Origin of the sequence: Salmonella sp. 5800, from assembly GCF_046558195.1 — a bacterium.
Taxonomy (GTDB): Bacteria; Pseudomonadota; Gammaproteobacteria; order Enterobacterales; family Enterobacteriaceae; genus Salmonella; species Salmonella enterica.
The window spans coordinates 320,804-338,013 of record NZ_JBGDOX010000001.1; the positions used below are offsets into that span (position 1 = coordinate 320,804).

General features: G+C 51.3%; 14 protein-coding genes and 1 pseudogene. 6 read left to right on the forward strand and 9 right to left on the reverse strand.

Annotation, left to right across the window (positions count from 1 at the left end; translation table 11 throughout):
• Nucleotides 1–4 precede the first annotated feature (4 nt).
• On the forward strand, nt 5–2,986 hold the full coding sequence (locus tag ACLJZ5_RS01575) for a virulence factor SrfB (protein WP_024797937.1): 2,982 nt from the start codon (nt 5–7) through the stop codon (nt 2,984–2,986).
• Nucleotides 2,983–5,127, forward strand: coding sequence for a virulence-associated effector SrfC (gene srfC, locus ACLJZ5_RS01580; RefSeq protein ID WP_024797936.1), 2,145 nt, complete (start codon nt 2,983–2,985; stop codon nt 5,125–5,127). Before ACLJZ5_RS01575 ends, srfC begins: the two co-directional genes overlap by 4 nt.
• A gap of 33 nt (nt 5,128–5,160) precedes the next feature.
• On the opposite strand, the gene ACLJZ5_RS01585 is transcribed toward srfC, so the two are convergent.
• Nucleotides 5,161–5,334 (reverse strand): GhoT/OrtT family toxin, encoded by a 174-nt coding sequence (locus tag ACLJZ5_RS01585; RefSeq protein ID WP_000171943.1) that lies wholly within the window; start codon nt 5,332–5,334, stop codon nt 5,161–5,163.
• A gap of 198 nt (nt 5,335–5,532) precedes the next feature.
• On the opposite strand from ACLJZ5_RS01585, the gene yncL reads away from it, so the two are divergent.
• Complete coding sequence (yncL, locus tag ACLJZ5_RS01590) at nt 5,533–5,628, forward strand: stress response membrane protein YncL (RefSeq protein WP_001103198.1); 96 nt, start codon at nt 5,533–5,535, stop codon at nt 5,626–5,628.
• Nucleotides 5,629–5,732: 104 nt separating this feature from the next.
• Here yncL and patD read toward each other — a convergent pair whose 3' ends face one another.
• The 5 genes and pseudogenes from patD to ACLJZ5_RS01615 all read right to left on the reverse strand — a co-directional run bounded on the left by patD (nt 5,733) and on the right by ACLJZ5_RS01615 (nt 10,546).
• The gene (gene patD / locus ACLJZ5_RS01595) at nt 5,733–7,178 is read right to left on the reverse strand and encodes an aminobutyraldehyde dehydrogenase (protein WP_000158095.1); all 1,446 of its coding nucleotides are present in this window, start codon (nt 7,176–7,178) and stop codon (nt 5,733–5,735) included.
• A gap of 114 nt (nt 7,179–7,292) precedes the next feature.
• Nucleotides 7,293–8,717 carry a GntR family transcriptional regulator YdcR gene (gene ycdR, locus ACLJZ5_RS01600; RefSeq protein WP_024797935.1) on the reverse strand — a complete coding sequence of 475 codons (1,425 nt, stop codon included), beginning with the start codon at nt 8,715–8,717 and terminating at the stop codon, nt 7,293–7,295.
• A gap of 135 nt (nt 8,718–8,852) precedes the next feature.
• The gene (locus ACLJZ5_RS01605) at nt 8,853–9,623 is read right to left on the reverse strand and encodes a M15 family metallopeptidase (RefSeq protein ID WP_024797934.1); all 771 of its coding nucleotides are present in this window, start codon (nt 9,621–9,623) and stop codon (nt 8,853–8,855) included.
• A gap of 259 nt (nt 9,624–9,882) precedes the next feature.
• Nucleotides 9,883–10,115, reverse strand: a pseudogene (locus tag ACLJZ5_RS01610) (hypothetical protein).
• Nucleotides 10,116–10,147: 32 nt separating this feature from the next.
• A complete protein-coding gene (locus ACLJZ5_RS01615; RefSeq protein ID WP_024797933.1) occupies nt 10,148–10,546 on the reverse strand; it encodes a hypothetical protein in 399 nt (132 codons plus the stop codon).
• Nucleotides 10,547–11,061: 515 nt separating this feature from the next.
• Between ACLJZ5_RS01615 and sifB the strand changes: the two genes are divergently transcribed.
• Nucleotides 11,062–12,012 carry an SPI-2 type III secretion system effector SifB gene (sifB, locus tag ACLJZ5_RS01620; RefSeq protein ID WP_024797932.1) on the forward strand — a complete coding sequence of 317 codons (951 nt, stop codon included), beginning with the start codon at nt 11,062–11,064 and terminating at the stop codon, nt 12,010–12,012.
• 271 nt (nt 12,013–12,283) lie between these two features.
• Nucleotides 12,284–12,514 (forward strand): DUF2554 family protein, encoded by a 231-nt coding sequence (locus ACLJZ5_RS01625; RefSeq protein WP_000956438.1) that lies wholly within the window; start codon nt 12,284–12,286, stop codon nt 12,512–12,514.
• Here the strand turns inward: ACLJZ5_RS01625 and ACLJZ5_RS01630 are convergent, their stop codons facing one another.
• On the reverse strand, nt 12,515–14,479 hold the full coding sequence (locus ACLJZ5_RS01630; protein WP_024797931.1) for a peptidase U32 family protein: 1,965 nt from the start codon (nt 14,477–14,479) through the stop codon (nt 12,515–12,517).
• 78 nt (nt 14,480–14,557) lie between these two features.
• Nucleotides 14,558–15,094: a helix-turn-helix domain-containing protein gene (locus ACLJZ5_RS01635; RefSeq protein ID WP_000369544.1), complete on the reverse strand. Its 537-nt coding sequence runs from the start codon at nt 15,092–15,094 to the stop codon at nt 14,558–14,560.
• 91 nt (nt 15,095–15,185) lie between these two features.
• Between ACLJZ5_RS01635 and ACLJZ5_RS01640 the strand changes: the two genes are divergently transcribed.
• The gene (locus ACLJZ5_RS01640) at nt 15,186–16,364 is read left to right on the forward strand and encodes a benzoate/H(+) symporter BenE family transporter (protein ID WP_024797930.1); all 1,179 of its coding nucleotides are present in this window, start codon (nt 15,186–15,188) and stop codon (nt 16,362–16,364) included.
• 53 nt (nt 16,365–16,417) lie between these two features.
• On the opposite strand, the gene ACLJZ5_RS01645 is transcribed toward ACLJZ5_RS01640, so the two are convergent.
• On the reverse strand, nt 16,418–17,086 hold the full coding sequence (locus tag ACLJZ5_RS01645; protein WP_001259021.1) for a DUF3313 domain-containing protein: 669 nt from the start codon (nt 17,084–17,086) through the stop codon (nt 16,418–16,420).
• Between the last annotated feature and the right edge of the window lie 124 nt (nt 17,087–17,210).

Here is a 17,210-nt window from a genome sequence, read left to right on the forward strand (position 1 = left end):
TTTTATGTTGGTCAATCTGTGTGATTACAAACAGAGCGTCACGCTCATTGCAAACAGCGGCGTCCAGTTTCTTGATTTTGGCTTAACGCCGCAAGAGTCGGCCCACTACGGACGTTTTGTGCGCAAAACGGCAAACGGCCCGCTACTGCGCCTCGATTTTGATCTGACCAGCGGGCGCTACACGTTGCCTGGACGTGCTGGCGGCCAACCCGAAGTCGTGAAACCAGAAAGCACTCAGACGCTGCACTATTCTCTGGATGTACTCGACGGAATCTGGCTCCCCCTGCCGTTCCTGCGTTTTAATCCGCCGCGTACCTTTATTGACGGGCCGGATAACTGGGCGCGCATTCAGGTACGTAAACTCAGCGAGCCAGATAGCGCCGGAAACACACACCGCATCACCCTCGCCTTCGACAGTCAACTGGCAAAAAATATGCCTGCGGTGTTGGCGCCTTGCGAAAACGATCTGCTCAATGGCACACGTTTTGCGCTCGCCTGGCGCGATGAAGAAGTTGCCGATTTTCTTGACCAGACATGGATTGACGGCTGGCTGCGCGAGTCGTTTCTTCAGTATGCCTCACAGGTGGAAAACCGTCCGGAACAGGCCATTCAACAAGCGCTGCGTAGCTTTGAGTATCAGGCGCACTGGTTGAATTTACTGACGCTGTTAGGCGAACAGCTTACGGTGCCGGAAGTAAAGTTTGTGACACATACGTTAAGCACGCCCGCAATCCCGGTCGATCTGATTCTGGATGTCGGCAATACGCATACCTGCGGCGTCTTGATCGAGGATCATGGCGATGCGAATGACGGGTTACGCCAGACGGCAGAGCTTCAGGTGCGTTCTTTAAGCGAGCCGCAGTATCTGAACGATCCTTTATTTACCAGCCGGGTGGAATTCTCAGAAGCACGCTTTGGCAAGCAACACTTTTCTGTCGAAAGCGGACGAGACGACGCCTTTGTGTGGCCTTCCATTGTGCGTGTGGGCGACGAGGCTCGCGCCCTTGCTATGCAGCGTGTGGGCACCGAAGGCAGCAGCGGCATCTCCAGCCCGCGCCGCTACCTGTGGGATGAAACCCCCGCCTTGCAGGACTGGCGTTTTAGCCAGATCCACGGTAAAACGCAGCGCGAACCGCTTGCCACCGCGTTTCCGCTGATGAATCTGATGAACGACGACGGACAGCCGTTATTCCGCCTGCCGCATGAAGAAAGGCTACCGGTTTTTTCGCCGCAATACAGCCGTAGCACCTTGATGACGCATATGTTGTGCGAAATTCTGGCTCAGGCGCTGGGGCAAATTAACAGCGTCGCCACCCGGCTGCGGCTCGGCTTTCCCGCCTCGCCGCGCCAGCTACGCACCCTGATTTTAACGCTGCCTTCCGCCATGCCGAAACAGGAGCGAGAAATTTTCCGCCAGCGAATGTTTGAAGCGCTGGCGCTGGTCTGGAAAGCTATGGGCTGGCATCCGCAGGATGAGGATTTCACCACGCCTAAGCAGCGTGAAAAAAGCGTGGTGCCGGTACCAGAAATACAGATGGAATGGGACGAAGCAAGTTGCGGCCAACTGGTATGGCTTTATAACGAAGCCATTTCGCATTACGCCGGGCGTACCGAATCCTTTTTTAATGCGCTCGCCAGACCGGATCGCCAGCCTGAACCCGGCGTCGTCCCCGGACGCGCGTTGCGCGTGGCATCGATTGATATCGGCGGCGGCACGACGGATATGGCGATCGTTCACTATCAGTTAGATGACGGCGTGGGGGCCAATGTAAAAATTACGCCTCATCTCCTGTTTCGCGAAGGTTTTAAAGTCGCCGGGGACGATCTGCTATTGGATATCATTCAGCGTTGCGTACTCCCTTCCCTGCAAACGGCGTTGCAACGGGCAGGCGTTACGGATGCCGCCGCCCTGCTGGCGACCTTATTTGGCGATTCGGGACGAATTGATACTCAGGCCATTTTGCGCCAGCAAACGGCGCTGCAATTATTTATGCCGCTGGGCCATGCGGTACTTTCCGCCTGGGAGCAAAGCGACATTAACGATCCGTTTGCCGGTTTACATGCAACATTTGGCGATCTGCTGATCCGCCGCCCAACAAGCAACGTGATGAACTATATCCAGCAGGCGATCGATCATGCCTTACCGTCTGGTTCGCCGACATTTGATATATTCAATGTGCCGTTGCAAATCCAGTTTAGCCAGCTTCAGGAGGCTCTGCTGGCCGGTCAGTTTACGCTGACAACGCCGCTTCATGCGGTCTGCGAAGCGATCTCCCACTATCACTGCGATATCTTGCTGGTGACGGGGAGACCGACCTGTTTACCCGGCGTACAGGCGCTCATCCGGCACTTACAACCGGTGCCGGTTAATCGCATTGTGTGGATGGATAAGTATCAGGTACATGAATGGTATCCCTTCAGTCAGCAAGGGCGTATCGGCAATCCAAAATCCACTGCCGCGGTAGGCGCGATGTTATGCAGCCTGGCACTGGACTTACGTCTGCCGCGTTTCAATTTTAAAGCGGCTGATATTGGCGCGTATTCGACTGTGCGTTATCTCGGCGTACTGGATAATACCGTTAATACGCTTCGCGATGAAAATATCTGGTATCACGAGATCGATTTGGATAAACCCGGCGCAACGCTGGACGCTCGCCTGCATTTTCCGCTACGCGGCAACGTAACGTTGGGCTTTCGTCAATTGGCGAACAGTCGCTGGCCTGCGACCCCACTCTATTGCCTGAGCATTAATTCCGCCGAACTGGCGAAAACCATCGCAGGCGACGGCGTACTGAATGTGCGACTGAAATTACGCGGCAGTAGCAAAGATAGCGCCCCGGAATCGTTCATATTAAGTGATGCCTGGCTCCAGGAGGGGACGCCGGTCGCCGCCGATGCGCTGACATTAAAATTGAATACGCTGGCTGACCGTCGCCACAGCGGCAGCCACTACTGGATAGATAGCGGGAGTGTATACCTGAAATGACAAAACCGTTAAACGCCACCCAGGCTGTTATCGAGTGGGTTAACAACACGCGCCGTTACGCAACGCGACTGGATGACGAAGCCGACGCTCTGCTGGCGCAACTTACGCTTGCCGCGGCGGATGAGTCAGCGCTCAACGCCGCCTGCGCGTCACATGGCTGCGTTGGTCTGTACGGGTATGCGCAATCCGCAAAAGCGCATCTGTTAACGACGCTATGCGGTAACGAGAATGGCAAGCTGGAAATTATCACGCCGGACCGTGACTATGATTATTTCAGCCACATCAATCCGGGTCATGCGCCAGCGAATATGGCTATTCGCTTTACGCGCGACATTTTTTCAAACGAGAACGGCTGGCCGTTGCGCCTGCGCTTGATCAGTGAAGCCGAACTGGTGCAGATCTTTATTGCCTGGACCAGCGCGTCCCCCGTTTGTCGCCAGGTCGAAAAATCCATTATCACATCACGCCTGGAGAAATGGCAATCGCTTCGCCAACCGCAGCCCGTCCCCGGCGTTACCGCTGAAGAGGTAGCGACCATCGCGAGTTTCTGGCGCTCTTGTCTTCCGTCCGCCAGACAACATATTGATGATGCGACATGGCAACACTTTGCCTCGCTCTTGCCTGCGCTGGATCTCACGACACGGGCGCACGCCTGGGCATTACTGTGGGGAGAGCAACCAGAGATCACCCAGCAATGGCTGGCGCTGGCGCATATGTTGCAACAAACCGGCCATGCCGGGGAACTGGCGGCGCCGCTCAGCCTGCTGGTCGATCATTTTGGCTTACCGGCGGAAAACTTCCTGACGCAAATGGCGCTAACCGCCAGCGATACGCAAAGCGATGTGGTGGTGCATCCGGTTAAGGAAGGCCGACTGCTCAATGCGGTCAGCCTTTCGCTTGATTCTCTGGCGCTGCTTACTCGCGAACTGGTGCTAACCGTTGAAAATAGCGTACTGGATAACGTTGATTTACTGGATATTCCGGTCGCGCCAGACAGTCATCCTCATCCGTTATGGCGGGCAAAATTAGGCTGGATGCTGGCCCATTACCGTCAGCAGATACAGCCCGATGTTCTGGTGATTTGCAATGCTCTGGCATCTCGCTCGCAAACGTCCACTGCCGCCCGTCACTTACTGGAGTGGATTAACGCCACGCAGCCGCAGCACGAATCAGCGTTACCCGGCGTCGTCTGGGCTATTACTCCACAGGATGCCCGTTTTGCCACCCAGCAAAATCTGGATGAAGCCGTCCAGCAGTTGATGGGTAAACCTGGCGTGCACTGGGGAACGTTGCAGGCGCTGGATAAACACAGTATGCAGCGTTTGGTGGAGTGGTTATCGCAGGCGACATCGGCACCACAGCGACAGGCGCGCTTACAGGCGTTACGCGAACAACTGCGAGGCCGCGTGCGCGATCTGTTACCGATGTTTGATGACGCGCGGCTACCGGTTGAAACCGTGATCCGGCGTCTTCAGGCCCAGGCCGCCAGACATGGCGACCTGCTGGCCGGGCTGTTACCGCCGGTACAGAACTTCGAAGCGTTGCTGCGCACCCGACAGTCACGAGAAGAACAGGTCAGCGGTTTATTTAATGACGCGATCGATCTCTTTGCCGACGAACCAACGCGCGCTTCAGCGTCAGAAGGTCATGAAACAGGCTACCAGGCGCACAAAATGTGGATCAATCATCTGCGCCAGTGGGCCCACTGCCGGGATAATGCGCAGCGTCTGGGGCTGGAACCGCAGATGCTCAACGCCGTGGCGGAGATTTTAATTACCGCCAGCTATCGCCTCGGTTTACCTCAGCAGTTACAGAAAACCATGCAGCGTGAAGAGGTGAGCGGTGCGCAACTCCATGCCATCATTGGTAACTTCATCGCCTGGCTCGGCTACGCAAATATCGAGGAGGCCCAACGCCCGGCCAGCCGCGTTCAGAAAGGCGCAGCCATTTTCGCCGCAACACCGCGTTCGACAATGTTGCGTCTAACAAAGCTTGACGAACAGCCCGTTCACGCCGCCAGCCGCTATGTCTATGACTGGCTTGTTGCGCTGTATACCCTGGCCAATGAGAACGCAGGATATCGGCATCCGCAGGACGTAACCGACGTAGACAGAGAGCAATTAATTGCCCTGATAGCCTGACCTGGCGGAAAAACCATGCCCGGTAACTTGAGGTCAGAAAAGCGAAAACAGCAATGCGACGGGGAAACTTATCGGCCATGTCGCGCCAACCAAAAAGGCGCTCAGGAAACGAATTCGTTTTTTGTCATGAGTCAAAAACCAGGTGATCAGGGATGATATCACCGCCATGACGGCGTAAAAAATTAATATCTTTTGAAAGAGGGTCATATCAGGCATCCGCGCCAACCAGAGGAAAAAACGCGCGCAATATGCTCTTTTTATTTGACACACATCAAGGTTTATCAGCCTTGACAGCAAAACGTTCTCAATGCACGGCTCCGCTCACAGAATATCCTGTTTACGTATTATTGCGGATCTCGCCAACCCGTACTATACCCATAGGGGTTATGATGAAAGGTGGCGAAAATGAATGTTTCCAGTAAAACCGTCGTGCTGATTAATGTCTTTGCTGCTGCAGGACTTTTGGGTCTGATCTCGTTGAGATTCGGCTGGTTTGCTTGAGGTGTTCAACCTTTGAGTACTTGCTGCGCATGTTGGCGGGGAGGTCCCCCTCTCCGCCGACACCCGCCTATTTTTTCACGATTTTTCTGAACAGTAAATGATCCTTAATGCTTAACCATGATGTGGCGGACAAGGGTGTAGTCTTCCAGACCATACAATGACATATCTTTGCCGTATCCCGACTGTTTTTGCCCTCCATGCGGCATTTCGCTAACCAACATGAAATGGGTATTAATCCAGGTACAGCCATACTGCAATCTGGCGCTAAGCCGGTGCGCCCGCCCGACGTCCTGAGTCCAGACGGAGGATGCCAGACCATAGCGAGAATCGTTGGCCCACCTCAGAACCTGATCTTCATCATCAAAGACGGTTATACTGACCACCGGGCCGAAGACCTCGCGTTGCACGATGGCATCTTCCTGTTTTGCGTCTGCCAGCAACGTCGGAGCGAAATAGTAACCTTTACCTTCCGTTTGACTTCCGCCAGTAATCACACGGATATGGCTGAGGGCCTTCGCCTCCTCTACAGCCGCTGTGACGCGCTTCAGGTGCGCCAGCGAACTTAACGGCCCCAGCTCTGTCGACTTATCCTCCGGCGCGCCCATTTTCAGGCTGCTCACCGCGTTCCCTAGCTTTTCGACCAGCGCATCATAGATACCGCGCTGCGCATATATACGGCACGCCGCAGTACAATCCTGTCCGGCATTATAGAAACCAAAAGTCCGGACGCCCTGCGCCACCGCATCCAGATCGGCGTCATCAAAAACAATCACCGGGGCTTTACCACCGAGTTCCATATGCGTACGTTTTATCGCTGGCGCAGTATGGCGCAGAATATGCTCCCCGGTCGCGATAGAACCGGTTAAAGAGACCATGCGTACTTTTTCATGGCCGGTCAATACATCGCCAACAGTCTGCCCTCGTCCGAACAGGACATTGAGCACCCCCGGCGGAAAGATATCCTTCGCCAGCGCGGCAAGTTTAAGCGCCGTCAGCGGCGTGATTTCAGAAGGCTTAATCACCACGCAGTTACCTGCCGCCAGCGCTGGCGCCAGCTTCCAGGCCGCCATCATGAGCGGATAATTCCACGGCGCGATAGAGGCAACCACGCCAATCGGATCCCGGCGGATCATCGACGTATGTCCTTCCAGATATTCGCCCGCCGCCAGCCCACTCAAACAACGGGCCGCGCCGGCAAAAAAGCGAAAAACATCCACGATTGCCGGAATTTCATCATTAATTACGCAGTGCAAAGGCTTACCGCAGTTTTGCGATTCAAGCCGGGCGAACTCAAGGGCGTTTTGCTCGATGCTGTCCGCCAGTTTTAACAGACATTCCGCCCGTGCTTTGGGTGTGGTCTGCCCCCATTCGGCAAACGCGCTATCGGCGGCCAGCACTGCGGCGTCAACCTGCGCGGGCGACGCTTCCGCAATCTCAAGTATGACCTCGCCTGTCGCCGGGTTATAAACAGACTGCCTTTCTCCCTCGCCGTCCACCAGCACGCCATTAATCAGTAATTGATATTGCATAGCATTTTCCCATATCGTCATTAATCGATTTCCGGCGAACGGGCCGCCGCTTTCCTAAAAATAGACGGCGCGCCAGATGCTCACCCGGCACACTCGGGAAATTTAGTCAGGTTGTGAGCTGACACGCATTCCACCTCACACAAGGCTTTTAGCGCGCAGCATCTCGCGAATCAGGCTGCCAAGCTGTTTTACGGCCTGTTCTTCCCGTTCTCCCCAATGCCATGCGGTGTTAAAACGAAAGAAACGCGTCCAGGCGCCGGACGTTGAAAACATTTTCCCCGGCGCGATACTGATAAGGTGTTCAAGCGCTTTGGCGCTAAGTTCACCGGCATCAAGCTGCTCAGGTAGCTCCAGCCAAAGAAAATAACCGCTATCGTTATGGTGAATTTTTACTTCCGCCGGGAGATGGCGCAAAAGGGTTTGCCAGGCTTGCTGTTTACGTTCGGCAAGCTGCCTTCGCAATCGGCGCAGATGCGCGTCATATCGACGTGTCGAGAGATAATCCACTAACGCCAATTGCATGGGGGAACTGGTGGATAATGTGCTCATTAACTGCAAACGCTGAATTTGTCTGGCATGGCTTCCTCCCGCAACCCAGCCAATGCGAAAACCTGGAACCAGACATTTGGAAAAAGACGAACAATGCAACACGGTATCGTCGCGATCCCATGCTTTGGCGGGCAGAGGTTTCTCGCGGCCAAAGTAGAGTTCGCTATAAACATCGTCTTCAATTAGTGTCACGTTATGGTGCGTGAGTAACGCAACCAGCCGCGCTTTTTTCTCAGCACTCAGCGTGAACCCTAACGGATTCTGGCTGTTGGTCATTAACCAGCACGCTTTCACCGGATACTCCTGTAACGCCTGTTCCAGCGCCATAAGATCGATACCTTCTTTAACATCGGTGGGTATCGACAACGCTTTCAGGCGCAATCGCTCCAGGGCCTGTAGCGCACCGTAGAAACAGGGGTTCTCCACCACCACCCAGTCTCCCGGCGCTGTCACCGCCTGTAAACTAAGATTCAACGCTTCCAGCGCGCCGGCGGTAATGACAATCTCGTCAGGAGAAACGGTAATCCCCTGCTGCGCGTAACGGCGTGCTATCGCATAGCGCAATTCTGCATTACCTGGCGGCAAGTTTTCGATGACGCTCATTGCCGTCGCGGTTTTACTGACCTGCGCCAGAGAGCGGTTCAATTGCGGCAAGGGAAACAGACGCGGATCGGGAAACGCTGACGCAAAGGGCACCACTGAGGTATCACGGCTGGCCTGCAGCATCTCAAAAATATAGGTATTGATATCTACGGCTTCATCCTGAATAACGTGCGCTGCCGTCGCGACTGACCGACAAACCGGATGCGGCGCGACATAATAACCGGATTGCGGACGGGCGATAATCCGTCCCTGACTTTCCAGCAACTGGTACGCATGACCGACAGTCATAAAACTCATGCCGCTACTGGCGACCTGCTCCCTCAGCGAGGGTAATCGATCGCCGGGCTGCCAAACGCCAGAGGCGATTTGTTCTCTAATTTGCTCCGCCAGACGTTGATATTTTTTCATTATTCGTTCTCATTGAGCGCTGCTTGCAGGTGGCAACCGCAGTGTATATCAGTTGTTAAAATTAACAATGATTTGCTAACTGTTATGGTGCTTTCCAACAGGCGTAATGATTAGATTTCGCAACAAAACGCCGTTTCAGGGTCTCTGCTTAACGGGAAAGTCAAACCAGGTGTTCGGGTATGGTTCATGAATAAGGGAGAAGTGCCACCATTCGGTATCCAGTGGCGTAAAGCCCGCATCACGCATCAATGTTTGTAATAACAACCTATTTGCGCGTTGCTGAGCGGTAAGCATGACATTATCGGGATGGGATAACGGACTAAAACAGTCAAAGCCGGTACCAAAATCCAGACTATTATCTGGCGAGCGTTGCGCCGCTGACGCAGTACAATTCACCAGTGGTCGTCCGGGATGGTATATCGGTATTTTACTGTCGAGTGGAACAATCGTTAGATCAAGCGTACTTCCCCGACTGTGGCCGGATCTGGCGACAAGATAACCTTCCTCAAACAGACGATTTTTCTCTACCTGCGGATAAAATTCGTTTTTCATTTGGTTTTGAGAAGGATCTTTGGCCCACGCGATAAAGTCGTTCACTGCGCTTTGCGGACGGTAGCAATCATATATTTTTAAGGTAAGTCCGAAGGGGTGTAAACGATCGGCGACCTGCTTCACTGCGTTCGCGGCTGGTCGTGTTAACAGGCAAACAGGCGCGTTATAGCCTTTAATTGGGCGACCAATAAAGTTATGGGAAGTGAAGTATCGCATGTCTACCTGTACGTCGGGGGCGACCGTAGTAATATCGACAAAGTCTTTTGGCTGGTGGAGATCAATATGGTTTTCAGCTGACATTGCCTGAATGGAAAACAGGCTGAACAGGAGGAAAGAAGATACGCATTTTACCATATGTTACACCTCGCGAGAGTCACAGGGGTGATTATGTATTTGAGCAGGTACAGATTAGCGGACAGCGCTTAAACAGATGGTTAAAATAAACATCATTCCCCCCTGTAATCTGTGCCTTATTACAAACGGAGAGGTTATATTTTGCTTATATGACCATTACGCCGCCTGTTCTATACCCAAAATAATTCGAGTTGCTTAAAGGCGGCAAGGGAGTGAGTCCCAGGAGCACAGATAACGATGTGTTTTCACAAAGTCGAGTCTACCGGACCAGAAAGATTATTTGATAATCAGCAGGAAAGTTGTTGTCGCCTTCCATAACTAAATAAGATTGTTTCGCCAAAGATAAGACCACTATATAGTCAGGAAGGCAATTAGCGAGGAACGCTTCGATTGTCGGCGATAAGGCATCTTTAATTACGACTCACCGCGGTTGTTCAAACACATAGAATCCCCCCTCAAACCGAGATAATTCGGTCTGCTGGTCATAGCCATTATTCAGTAAGAACGCAGGTTGCAACGGCGGATCACGGGCGTGAAGAAAAATCCTGTGCCCCAAACTTTTTGGACAAGCGCTGAACCTGCCGTATACTTTTACTTAACGTACACTCCGCCATAAAAATAAACCCGGCGATGATACCGTAATGCCATAGGCATAACTTAAGGATATGCCATAAATCAAGAGAAGCATGATTTAACTTCTCGGTGATTGCGATAGTCTGTACAAATATTATAGGGTGAAATAATAAGACGCCTAACAAAAATAACCCTGCCACAATCATGGCGAGTAACTGAAAAAAAGCCCATCCGATAACGAAACGGTAAAGTAACAACAATAATAGCCGTCCACATTTTCTTAGCCATTCTGACTGCAGAATGCCCCAGGATGCTGTTTTTTCGTGAATTTCACCATCTGATTTTTTCATTTTGAGCCTCCTCGCAGGTTTTTATGATTTTATCGCCCAACTGGAAATAAACCTGTCAGCTAATCGTTACAACAAATATAATTAAGACAGAAATTAAAGAGTAAGATATTTATATCAAAGTACCATCAGCATTGGCCTTCTCTGCCCTACCGCTAAATATCTCATTGTTGTTAGCCTAATAATACTTTCAGTTTAACTTCTTATAAGACAATTTCTACACGGTTGAGCAACAATTTACTTTCTCTAAAAATAATATAGCGTGTAATTAAACATTACTTTGGTACATGATGATGTAAAAATTAAGAAAACCGTTTTAGTTTCATTCGTTTTACCTGACATATTTCATGTCCAGGAGGCATGGGCATGACTAAAGCTACGGGTCGATTTGAACGTTCAGGACAAAGCAAAAATCAGGTGTTTCACCGATAGGCAAACCGATGGGCAACATGGGATAATATTTTTAATACCACCTATTCCAGTAATGAAGTATTATATAATCACTTGTGGTCTAAATTATGCCAATTACTATCGGGAGAGGGTTTTTAAAGAGTGAGATGTTTTCTCAAAGTGCCATCTCTCAACGCTCCTTCTTTACGTTACTATGGGAAAAGATTAAAGATTTTTTCTGTAGCACGCGAAGATCCGCTGCCGATCAATATATAAAGGAATTATGTGATGTTGCCTCTCCGCCTGACGCGCAACGTTTATTTGATTTATTTTGCAAGTTATATGAATTATCATCACCATCATGCAGAGGAAATTTCCATTTTCAGCACTATAAAGATGCTGAGTATCAATATACAAATCTCTGCATTAAAGATGACGAAGATATTCCGTTATGCATTGTGATACGTCAGGATCACTACTATTATGAGATAATGAATAGAACAGTGCTCTGTGTTGATACTCAGTCTGCCCACCTGAAAAGATATTCTGATATTAATATAAAAGCTAGCACTTATGTTTGTGAACCACTATGTTGCTTGTTCCCTGAGCGGTTACTACTCTCGCTATCCGGCGGTATAACATTTTCCGTTGACCTAAAAAATATAAAAGAGACGCTTATCGACATGGCAGAAAAGGGTAATTTATGTGACTGGAAGGAACAGGAAAGAAAAGCCGCCATCTCCTCCAGGATTAATCTGGGCATCGCCCAGGCAGGTGTACTACCTATTGACGACGCTATTAAAAACAAAATAGCCGCAAAGGTTATTGAGAATACTAACTTAAAGAATGCAACATTTCATGCAAATCATACACAAAGCTCAGTTACTCAACTAGTTTATTCATGTTTGTTTAAGAATGAGATATTAATGAATATGCTTGAGGAAAATTCCTCTCATGACCTGCTATGTTTAAACGACCTTGTTGAATATGTAGCGTTACAAGTTCATAACAGCCTTTTTTCTGAAGATTTATCTTCACTCGTTGAAACAGCAAAAAATGAGGCTCATCACCAGCGTTGACCACACCATAAATATTATGGCTTACAATCCCCTGGCAATACCAAAACCATCTAATATAATACCTTTAAAATATACTTCCATGGAATAATGGATTTACTATGGAGCGAATTGGCTCGTTATTTTTATAATTGATATACTGAGTATAAGTATATTTTCTCATACAACTTATCGCACTTATTGACAAACCGTTTTCGCTAATTTGAAGTGTTGAATAATAACTCAAAGAAATTATTGGCATCATAGCCTCACGACGTAACTGGAAGGTGGCATGATGCTTACAAAAACGTTATCAGTAGTTTTACTGACCTGTGCGCTGTTTTCAGGCCAGTTACTGGCGAAACAGCAAGACCATGCGTTCGTATGGTTTGCGACGGGAGGGCACCAACTTAGACATGAAGCCGACAGCGATGAATTACGGGCGGCAGCGGAAGAATCCGCGGAAGGCTTGCGCGAGCACCACAACTGGCAGAAATCGCGCAAACCAGAAAGCTATTTTCGTTAATTAAACGCCCCTGCGCTTCGGCAGCGTTTTCATCAGCGCTTCAGGGCTCACTGAAGCGACAACGCTGCCGGGCTGGGGCATTTTTAAGATATGGTTTTTAATTTTGCCAATGACATGCATTTCGCAAGGGCGGCAGTCGAATTTTAGCGTCAGTACCTCATCGCCATGCACCAACTGCATCGGCGTGGCTTTCCAGCTCTTAATATTTCCTTTCGCCTGCTTAGGACAAAGGTTGAACGCAAAACGCAGGCAGTGTTTGGTGATCATGACCGGTACCTCGCCCTTCTCCTGATGCGCCTCATAGGCCGCATCAATCAATTGTACGCCGTAACGGTGATAAAATTCCCGCGCTTTGTGGTTGTAGACATTAGCGAGAAAGCTGAGATGCGTTTGCGGATAGACCGGCGCAGGCTGCGCCACGGGTTTCCGACGACCTCGTTGATAATGGGCCAACCGCGCCGCGTCAAGCATATCAACCGCCTCCCGACGGAACTGATTGAGCAGGCTATTTGGCACAAACAACGCCGCCGGTAATGTCACCTGCATATCACGCGCGTAGTAAGGCGTCTGTCCCAGCTTCGCCAGTCCGGCTTTTAGGTTATTCAACGCTTTTTCAGAGTTATTGGCTTCCTCAAATACCCCATCAAGCGTATGCGTGATGCAGACACCGTCTTCACTGGTCAGCGTCAGAATAAGCTGTTCCTGCCAGCCGCCCAGCATGATATCAACCGCCACACGGCGCTCACTGGAGGTTTTTGTCAGCGCTTGCTGCCAGTTATGATCCAGATTACGATTCAACGGATGATGCGGACGGACTTTATGCAGGTCGGCAGGCATATCATTTGGCCAAACGCGGTAGCGGTTATGACCGGTTTTCTCCACCGTATTGGCACGAAAACCCACCACTTCACGCTTAATCAACACGTTCAGACCATCGCCATTCGCCAACGGCTCCGTAGCTTCTACGTCGAGATAATCCTTCGCCACATTCAGCACCTCGCCTACCGGCAAGCCAATAAATTTTGGTGAATCAAATGCGCCAATATCGCCTTTACGCGCGTTAACAAAATAGTCGGTGCTGCCGCGATGGAAGGTTTTCTCCGTGGAGGGAACAAAAAAGTGTTCGGTCCGACCAACCGACGCACGTGCCAGATCGCCACGTTGCTCGATAATCGCGTCCAGCATCTGACGATAATGCGCGGTGATGTTTTTGACATAGCTCATGTCTTTATAGCGCCCTTCAATCTTGAAGGAACGTACGCCTGCATCGATCAACGCGCCGAGGTTAGCCGTTTGGTCGTTATCTTTCATCGATAGCAAATGTTTTTCGTAAGAGACCACCCGCCCCTGATCGTCTTTTAACGTATACGGTAAGCGACAGGCTTGCGAACAGTCGCCCCGATTGGCGCTGCGCCCGGTTTGCGCATGAGAGATATAACACTGCCCAGAATAAGCGACACACAGCGCGCCATGAATGAAGAACTCAATCGTGGCGTCAGTAGCCTGATGAATAGCCGCTATCTGACTCAAATTAAGCTCGCGCGCCAGTACAATCTGTGAAAAACCGACATCGGCAAGAAACTTCGCTTTTTCCACGCTGCGAATATCACACTGTGTACTGGCGTGAAGCTCAATCGGCGGGATATCCAGTTCCAGAATGCCCATATCCTGCACAATCAGCGCATCCACCCCGGTGTTGTACAAATCGGTGATTAACCGCTGCGCGGGCTCCAGCTCATCATCATGCAGGATAGTATTCAGCGTGACAAAAATCCTGGCGCCGTAACGGTGAGCAAACGGGACCAGATCGGCGATATCGCGCAGACTGTTACTGGCGTTATGACGTGCGCCAAAACCGGGTCCGCCGATGTAGACGGCATCTGCGCCATGCAAAATCGCTTCGCGAGCAATTGCGGCGTCACGGGCCGGACTTAACAATTCGAGATAGTGAGGTTGCTGGCGCATACAGTCTTTCTTATCCAATAGCAGCGAAATGGCGGCTATTGTAGTCAGAAGCGCAAACTAACGAAATAGTTTTCCCGCTTAATCACGCGGGTAATGGATCAGCGAGTGAAAATGAACCGTCTGGTCACTGCTGTTGCGATAGGTATGCGCCGTATCGCCGGCAAAACGCAAACCTTTACCGGCGTCTATGGTTTGCCATACCCCACCAGTACACATGTCCAGCCGACCCTGAATCACCACCACATGTTCGATAACGCCGGCTTTATGCGGCGCTGATTCGCTGACCGCGCCAGGCGCCAGCAATAGAGAAAAATAGTCAAAACAGAGTTCAGGGTCCCACGGAAACAGCGGTGTGATTACCATCGCTTGCTGCTGGGGATCGAAGGTTGGCGGAAATTCGGCCTGCGGAGGCGAAATAAACATTGAGAATGGAACGTTCAGGCCCGTCGCAATTTTCCACAGCGTTGCGACTGTCGGGCTGGATTCATTACGCTCTATCTGCCCTAACATGGCTTTTGAGACGCCGGAGATCTCCGCCAGACGCGATAAACTCCAGCCTCGCTGATGGCGTAACGTTCTTAACGTGGTCGCCAGATAGTGTGTCAGGTTATCCATTTTTCCCCCCAGTAAGACCATAGCGTATCACTTGTACGCTATAACGCACAATGCTACATTGACTGACCGTTATAACGCACAAGAGGCGATCATGCGTCTGTTATCACTGCCGTTACCTACTGTATTATCTGGTCTGGTCGCCGTTCTGGTCGGCTATGCAAGTTCCGCCGCCATTATCTGGCAGGCGGCGCTCGCCGCTGGCGCAACACCCGCAGAGATCGCCGGCTGGATGACCGCCCTCGGTATAGCCATGGGCATAAGCACACTAACGTTAACCTTGTGGTATCGTGCGCCGGTTTTAACCGCCTGGTCAACGCCTGGCGCCGCTCTGTTGGTAACAGGGCTTCAGGGATTATCGTTGCCAGACGCGGTGGGCATATTCATTGTCGCCAATGCCCTGATTGTGCTGTGCGGCGTCACGGGATTGTTTGCGCGTTTGATGCGGATAATCCCCCATTCTCTTGCCGCCGCAATGCTGGCGGGAATACTGCTACGCTTCGGCCTGCAGGCGTTCGGGACGCTCAACGGAGAGTTTGTCATGTGCGGCGGTATGCTATTGGCGTGGCTACTCTTTAAAGTATTCGCGCCCCGCTATGCCGTTATTGCTGCCATGGTGATGGGAATAACGGTGGCGCTCATCCAGGGTAAGGTGGCGATGAGCGGTATTCATTTCGCGCCGGTGTGGCCCACCTTCGTTCCCCCCCACTTTTCATTCGCGCAAAGCCTGAGCGTCGCGGTACCGCTCTTTCTGGTGACGATGGCATCGCAAAACGCCCCCGGCGTCGCCACAATGAAGGCGTCTGGCTATCAGCTTCCTGTCTCTCCGTTAATGATTTTTACCGGATTGCTGGCGCTGCTGCTTTCGCCATTTGGCGTTTATTCTATCTGCATTGCCGCCATTACAGCCGCCATTTGTCAAAGCCCGGACGCGCACCCCGATCCAACGCGTCGCTGGTTAGCGGCCGCCGCCGCAGGCGTTTTTTATTTACTTGCCGGGTGGTTTGGCGGTTCGATAACCGCGCTGATGGTCGCCCTGCCGGTTAGCTGGGTGCAAATGCTGGCTGGTCTGGCACTGTTAAGTACGATTAGCGGTAGCCTGTATCAGGCGCTTACTCACGAAAATGAGCGTGACGCGGCAGTTATCGCATTTCTCGTCACCGCCAGCGGGCTAACGCTGATGGGCATCGGATCGGCATTCTGGGGGGTGATCGCTGGCGGGATAGGCTACGCTGTATTAACGAGAACGCGCCGCCCATCGTTGTCTGGCTGATGGCGACCGCTAATCTGCCGGGGTTTGCGCCATCTTGCGATGGCGCCGCAGAACTATTTTTTGTTAACGTCAAACATAGAGGTATCCGTCGCCATATCATCCACGACCTGTTTCAACGTCTCAAACGCCATTGGCGTACTGGAATTACTCAGGTCTTGACCTTCACCCTGGCGCACTACCTTGACGACCGGCTTGTTGGTCGCGGCATCTATCAGCTCACCCTCAAAATAAAGGTGGGTATCCATGGTTCGGTGGCCCGTCGCCATTTGCGTGCCTGCCACAATCAGCGCTACAGGGATTACCTCATAGAATTGTAGCCCTTCTTTGCTGGTATCCACGCCCGTAATCGCCCCGCGGAAAATCAAACTGCGCGGCCCTGGCGTCGTGACCAGCGGTTTGCGCTGTTCAATTGCTGATTTTACTTTACTGTTCGTATAAGCCAGCAGTTTATCAAGAACTTGCTGCCCGACCTGGGTCGTTGGCTTGGGGACGGGATAGTACGTTATCGGATTGTAAACAATATTGTCATAGTTAGAGTCATTGAAATGTGGATCTACCCAGCGCAACACCGGTTTTCCCGTGGCGGAGGTAGTTTCCTGCAGGTCCGAATAATTTTTTAAGAATCCAGAATACTTATCCGGCTGTGTGACTTTGGACGCACAGCCGGATAACGCCAGCAAGCCAGTAAGCACTGCAACTTTAAATAAAGTATGAGTACGCATGAAACGATCCCTTTAGTCTTCGCAATGATGCAAAGGAAATAATAGCAAAACGAAATCATTCTGGATGCACTAAAAATGGTAACGACAGCACAATTTGAACGCGGCGCCCGACAAAAAAATGCCG

Excerpts from the sequence above, each read along its gene's own strand:
- patD (WP_000158095.1), bottom strand. The coding sequence starts at position 7,178 with ATGACGATATGGGAAAATGCTATGCAATATCAATTACTGATTAATGGC.
- ACLJZ5_RS01645 (WP_001259021.1), bottom strand. The coding sequence starts at position 17,086 with ATGCGTACTCATACTTTATTTAAAGTTGCAGTGCTTACTGGCTTGCTG.
- ACLJZ5_RS01635 (WP_000369544.1), bottom strand. The coding sequence starts at position 15,094 with ATGGATAACCTGACACACTATCTGGCGACCACGTTAAGAACGTTACGC.
- ACLJZ5_RS01625 (WP_000956438.1), top strand. The coding sequence starts at position 12,284 with ATGCTTACAAAAACGTTATCAGTAGTTTTACTGACCTGTGCGCTGTTT.
- ycdR (WP_024797935.1), bottom strand. The coding sequence starts at position 8,717 with ATGAAAAAATATCAACGTCTGGCGGAGCAAATTAGAGAACAAATCGCC.
- ACLJZ5_RS01640 (WP_024797930.1), top strand. The coding sequence starts at position 15,186 with ATGCGTCTGTTATCACTGCCGTTACCTACTGTATTATCTGGTCTGGTC.
- yncL (WP_001103198.1), top strand. The coding sequence starts at position 5,533 with ATGAATGTTTCCAGTAAAACCGTCGTGCTGATTAATGTCTTTGCTGCT.
- ACLJZ5_RS01585 (WP_000171943.1), bottom strand. The coding sequence starts at position 5,334 with ATGACCCTCTTTCAAAAGATATTAATTTTTTACGCCGTCATGGCGGTG.
- ACLJZ5_RS01615 (WP_024797933.1), bottom strand. The coding sequence starts at position 10,546 with ATGAAAAAATCAGATGGTGAAATTCACGAAAAAACAGCATCCTGGGGC.
- ACLJZ5_RS01575 (WP_024797937.1), top strand. The coding sequence starts at position 5 with ATGTTGGTCAATCTGTGTGATTACAAACAGAGCGTCACGCTCATTGCA.
- ACLJZ5_RS01605 (WP_024797934.1), bottom strand. The coding sequence starts at position 9,623 with ATGGTAAAATGCGTATCTTCTTTCCTCCTGTTCAGCCTGTTTTCCATT.
- srfC (WP_024797936.1), top strand. The coding sequence starts at position 2,983 with ATGACAAAACCGTTAAACGCCACCCAGGCTGTTATCGAGTGGGTTAAC.
- ACLJZ5_RS01630 (WP_024797931.1), bottom strand. The coding sequence starts at position 14,479 with ATGCGCCAGCAACCTCACTATCTCGAATTGTTAAGTCCGGCCCGTGAC.
- sifB (WP_024797932.1), top strand. The coding sequence starts at position 11,062 with ATGCCAATTACTATCGGGAGAGGGTTTTTAAAGAGTGAGATGTTTTCT.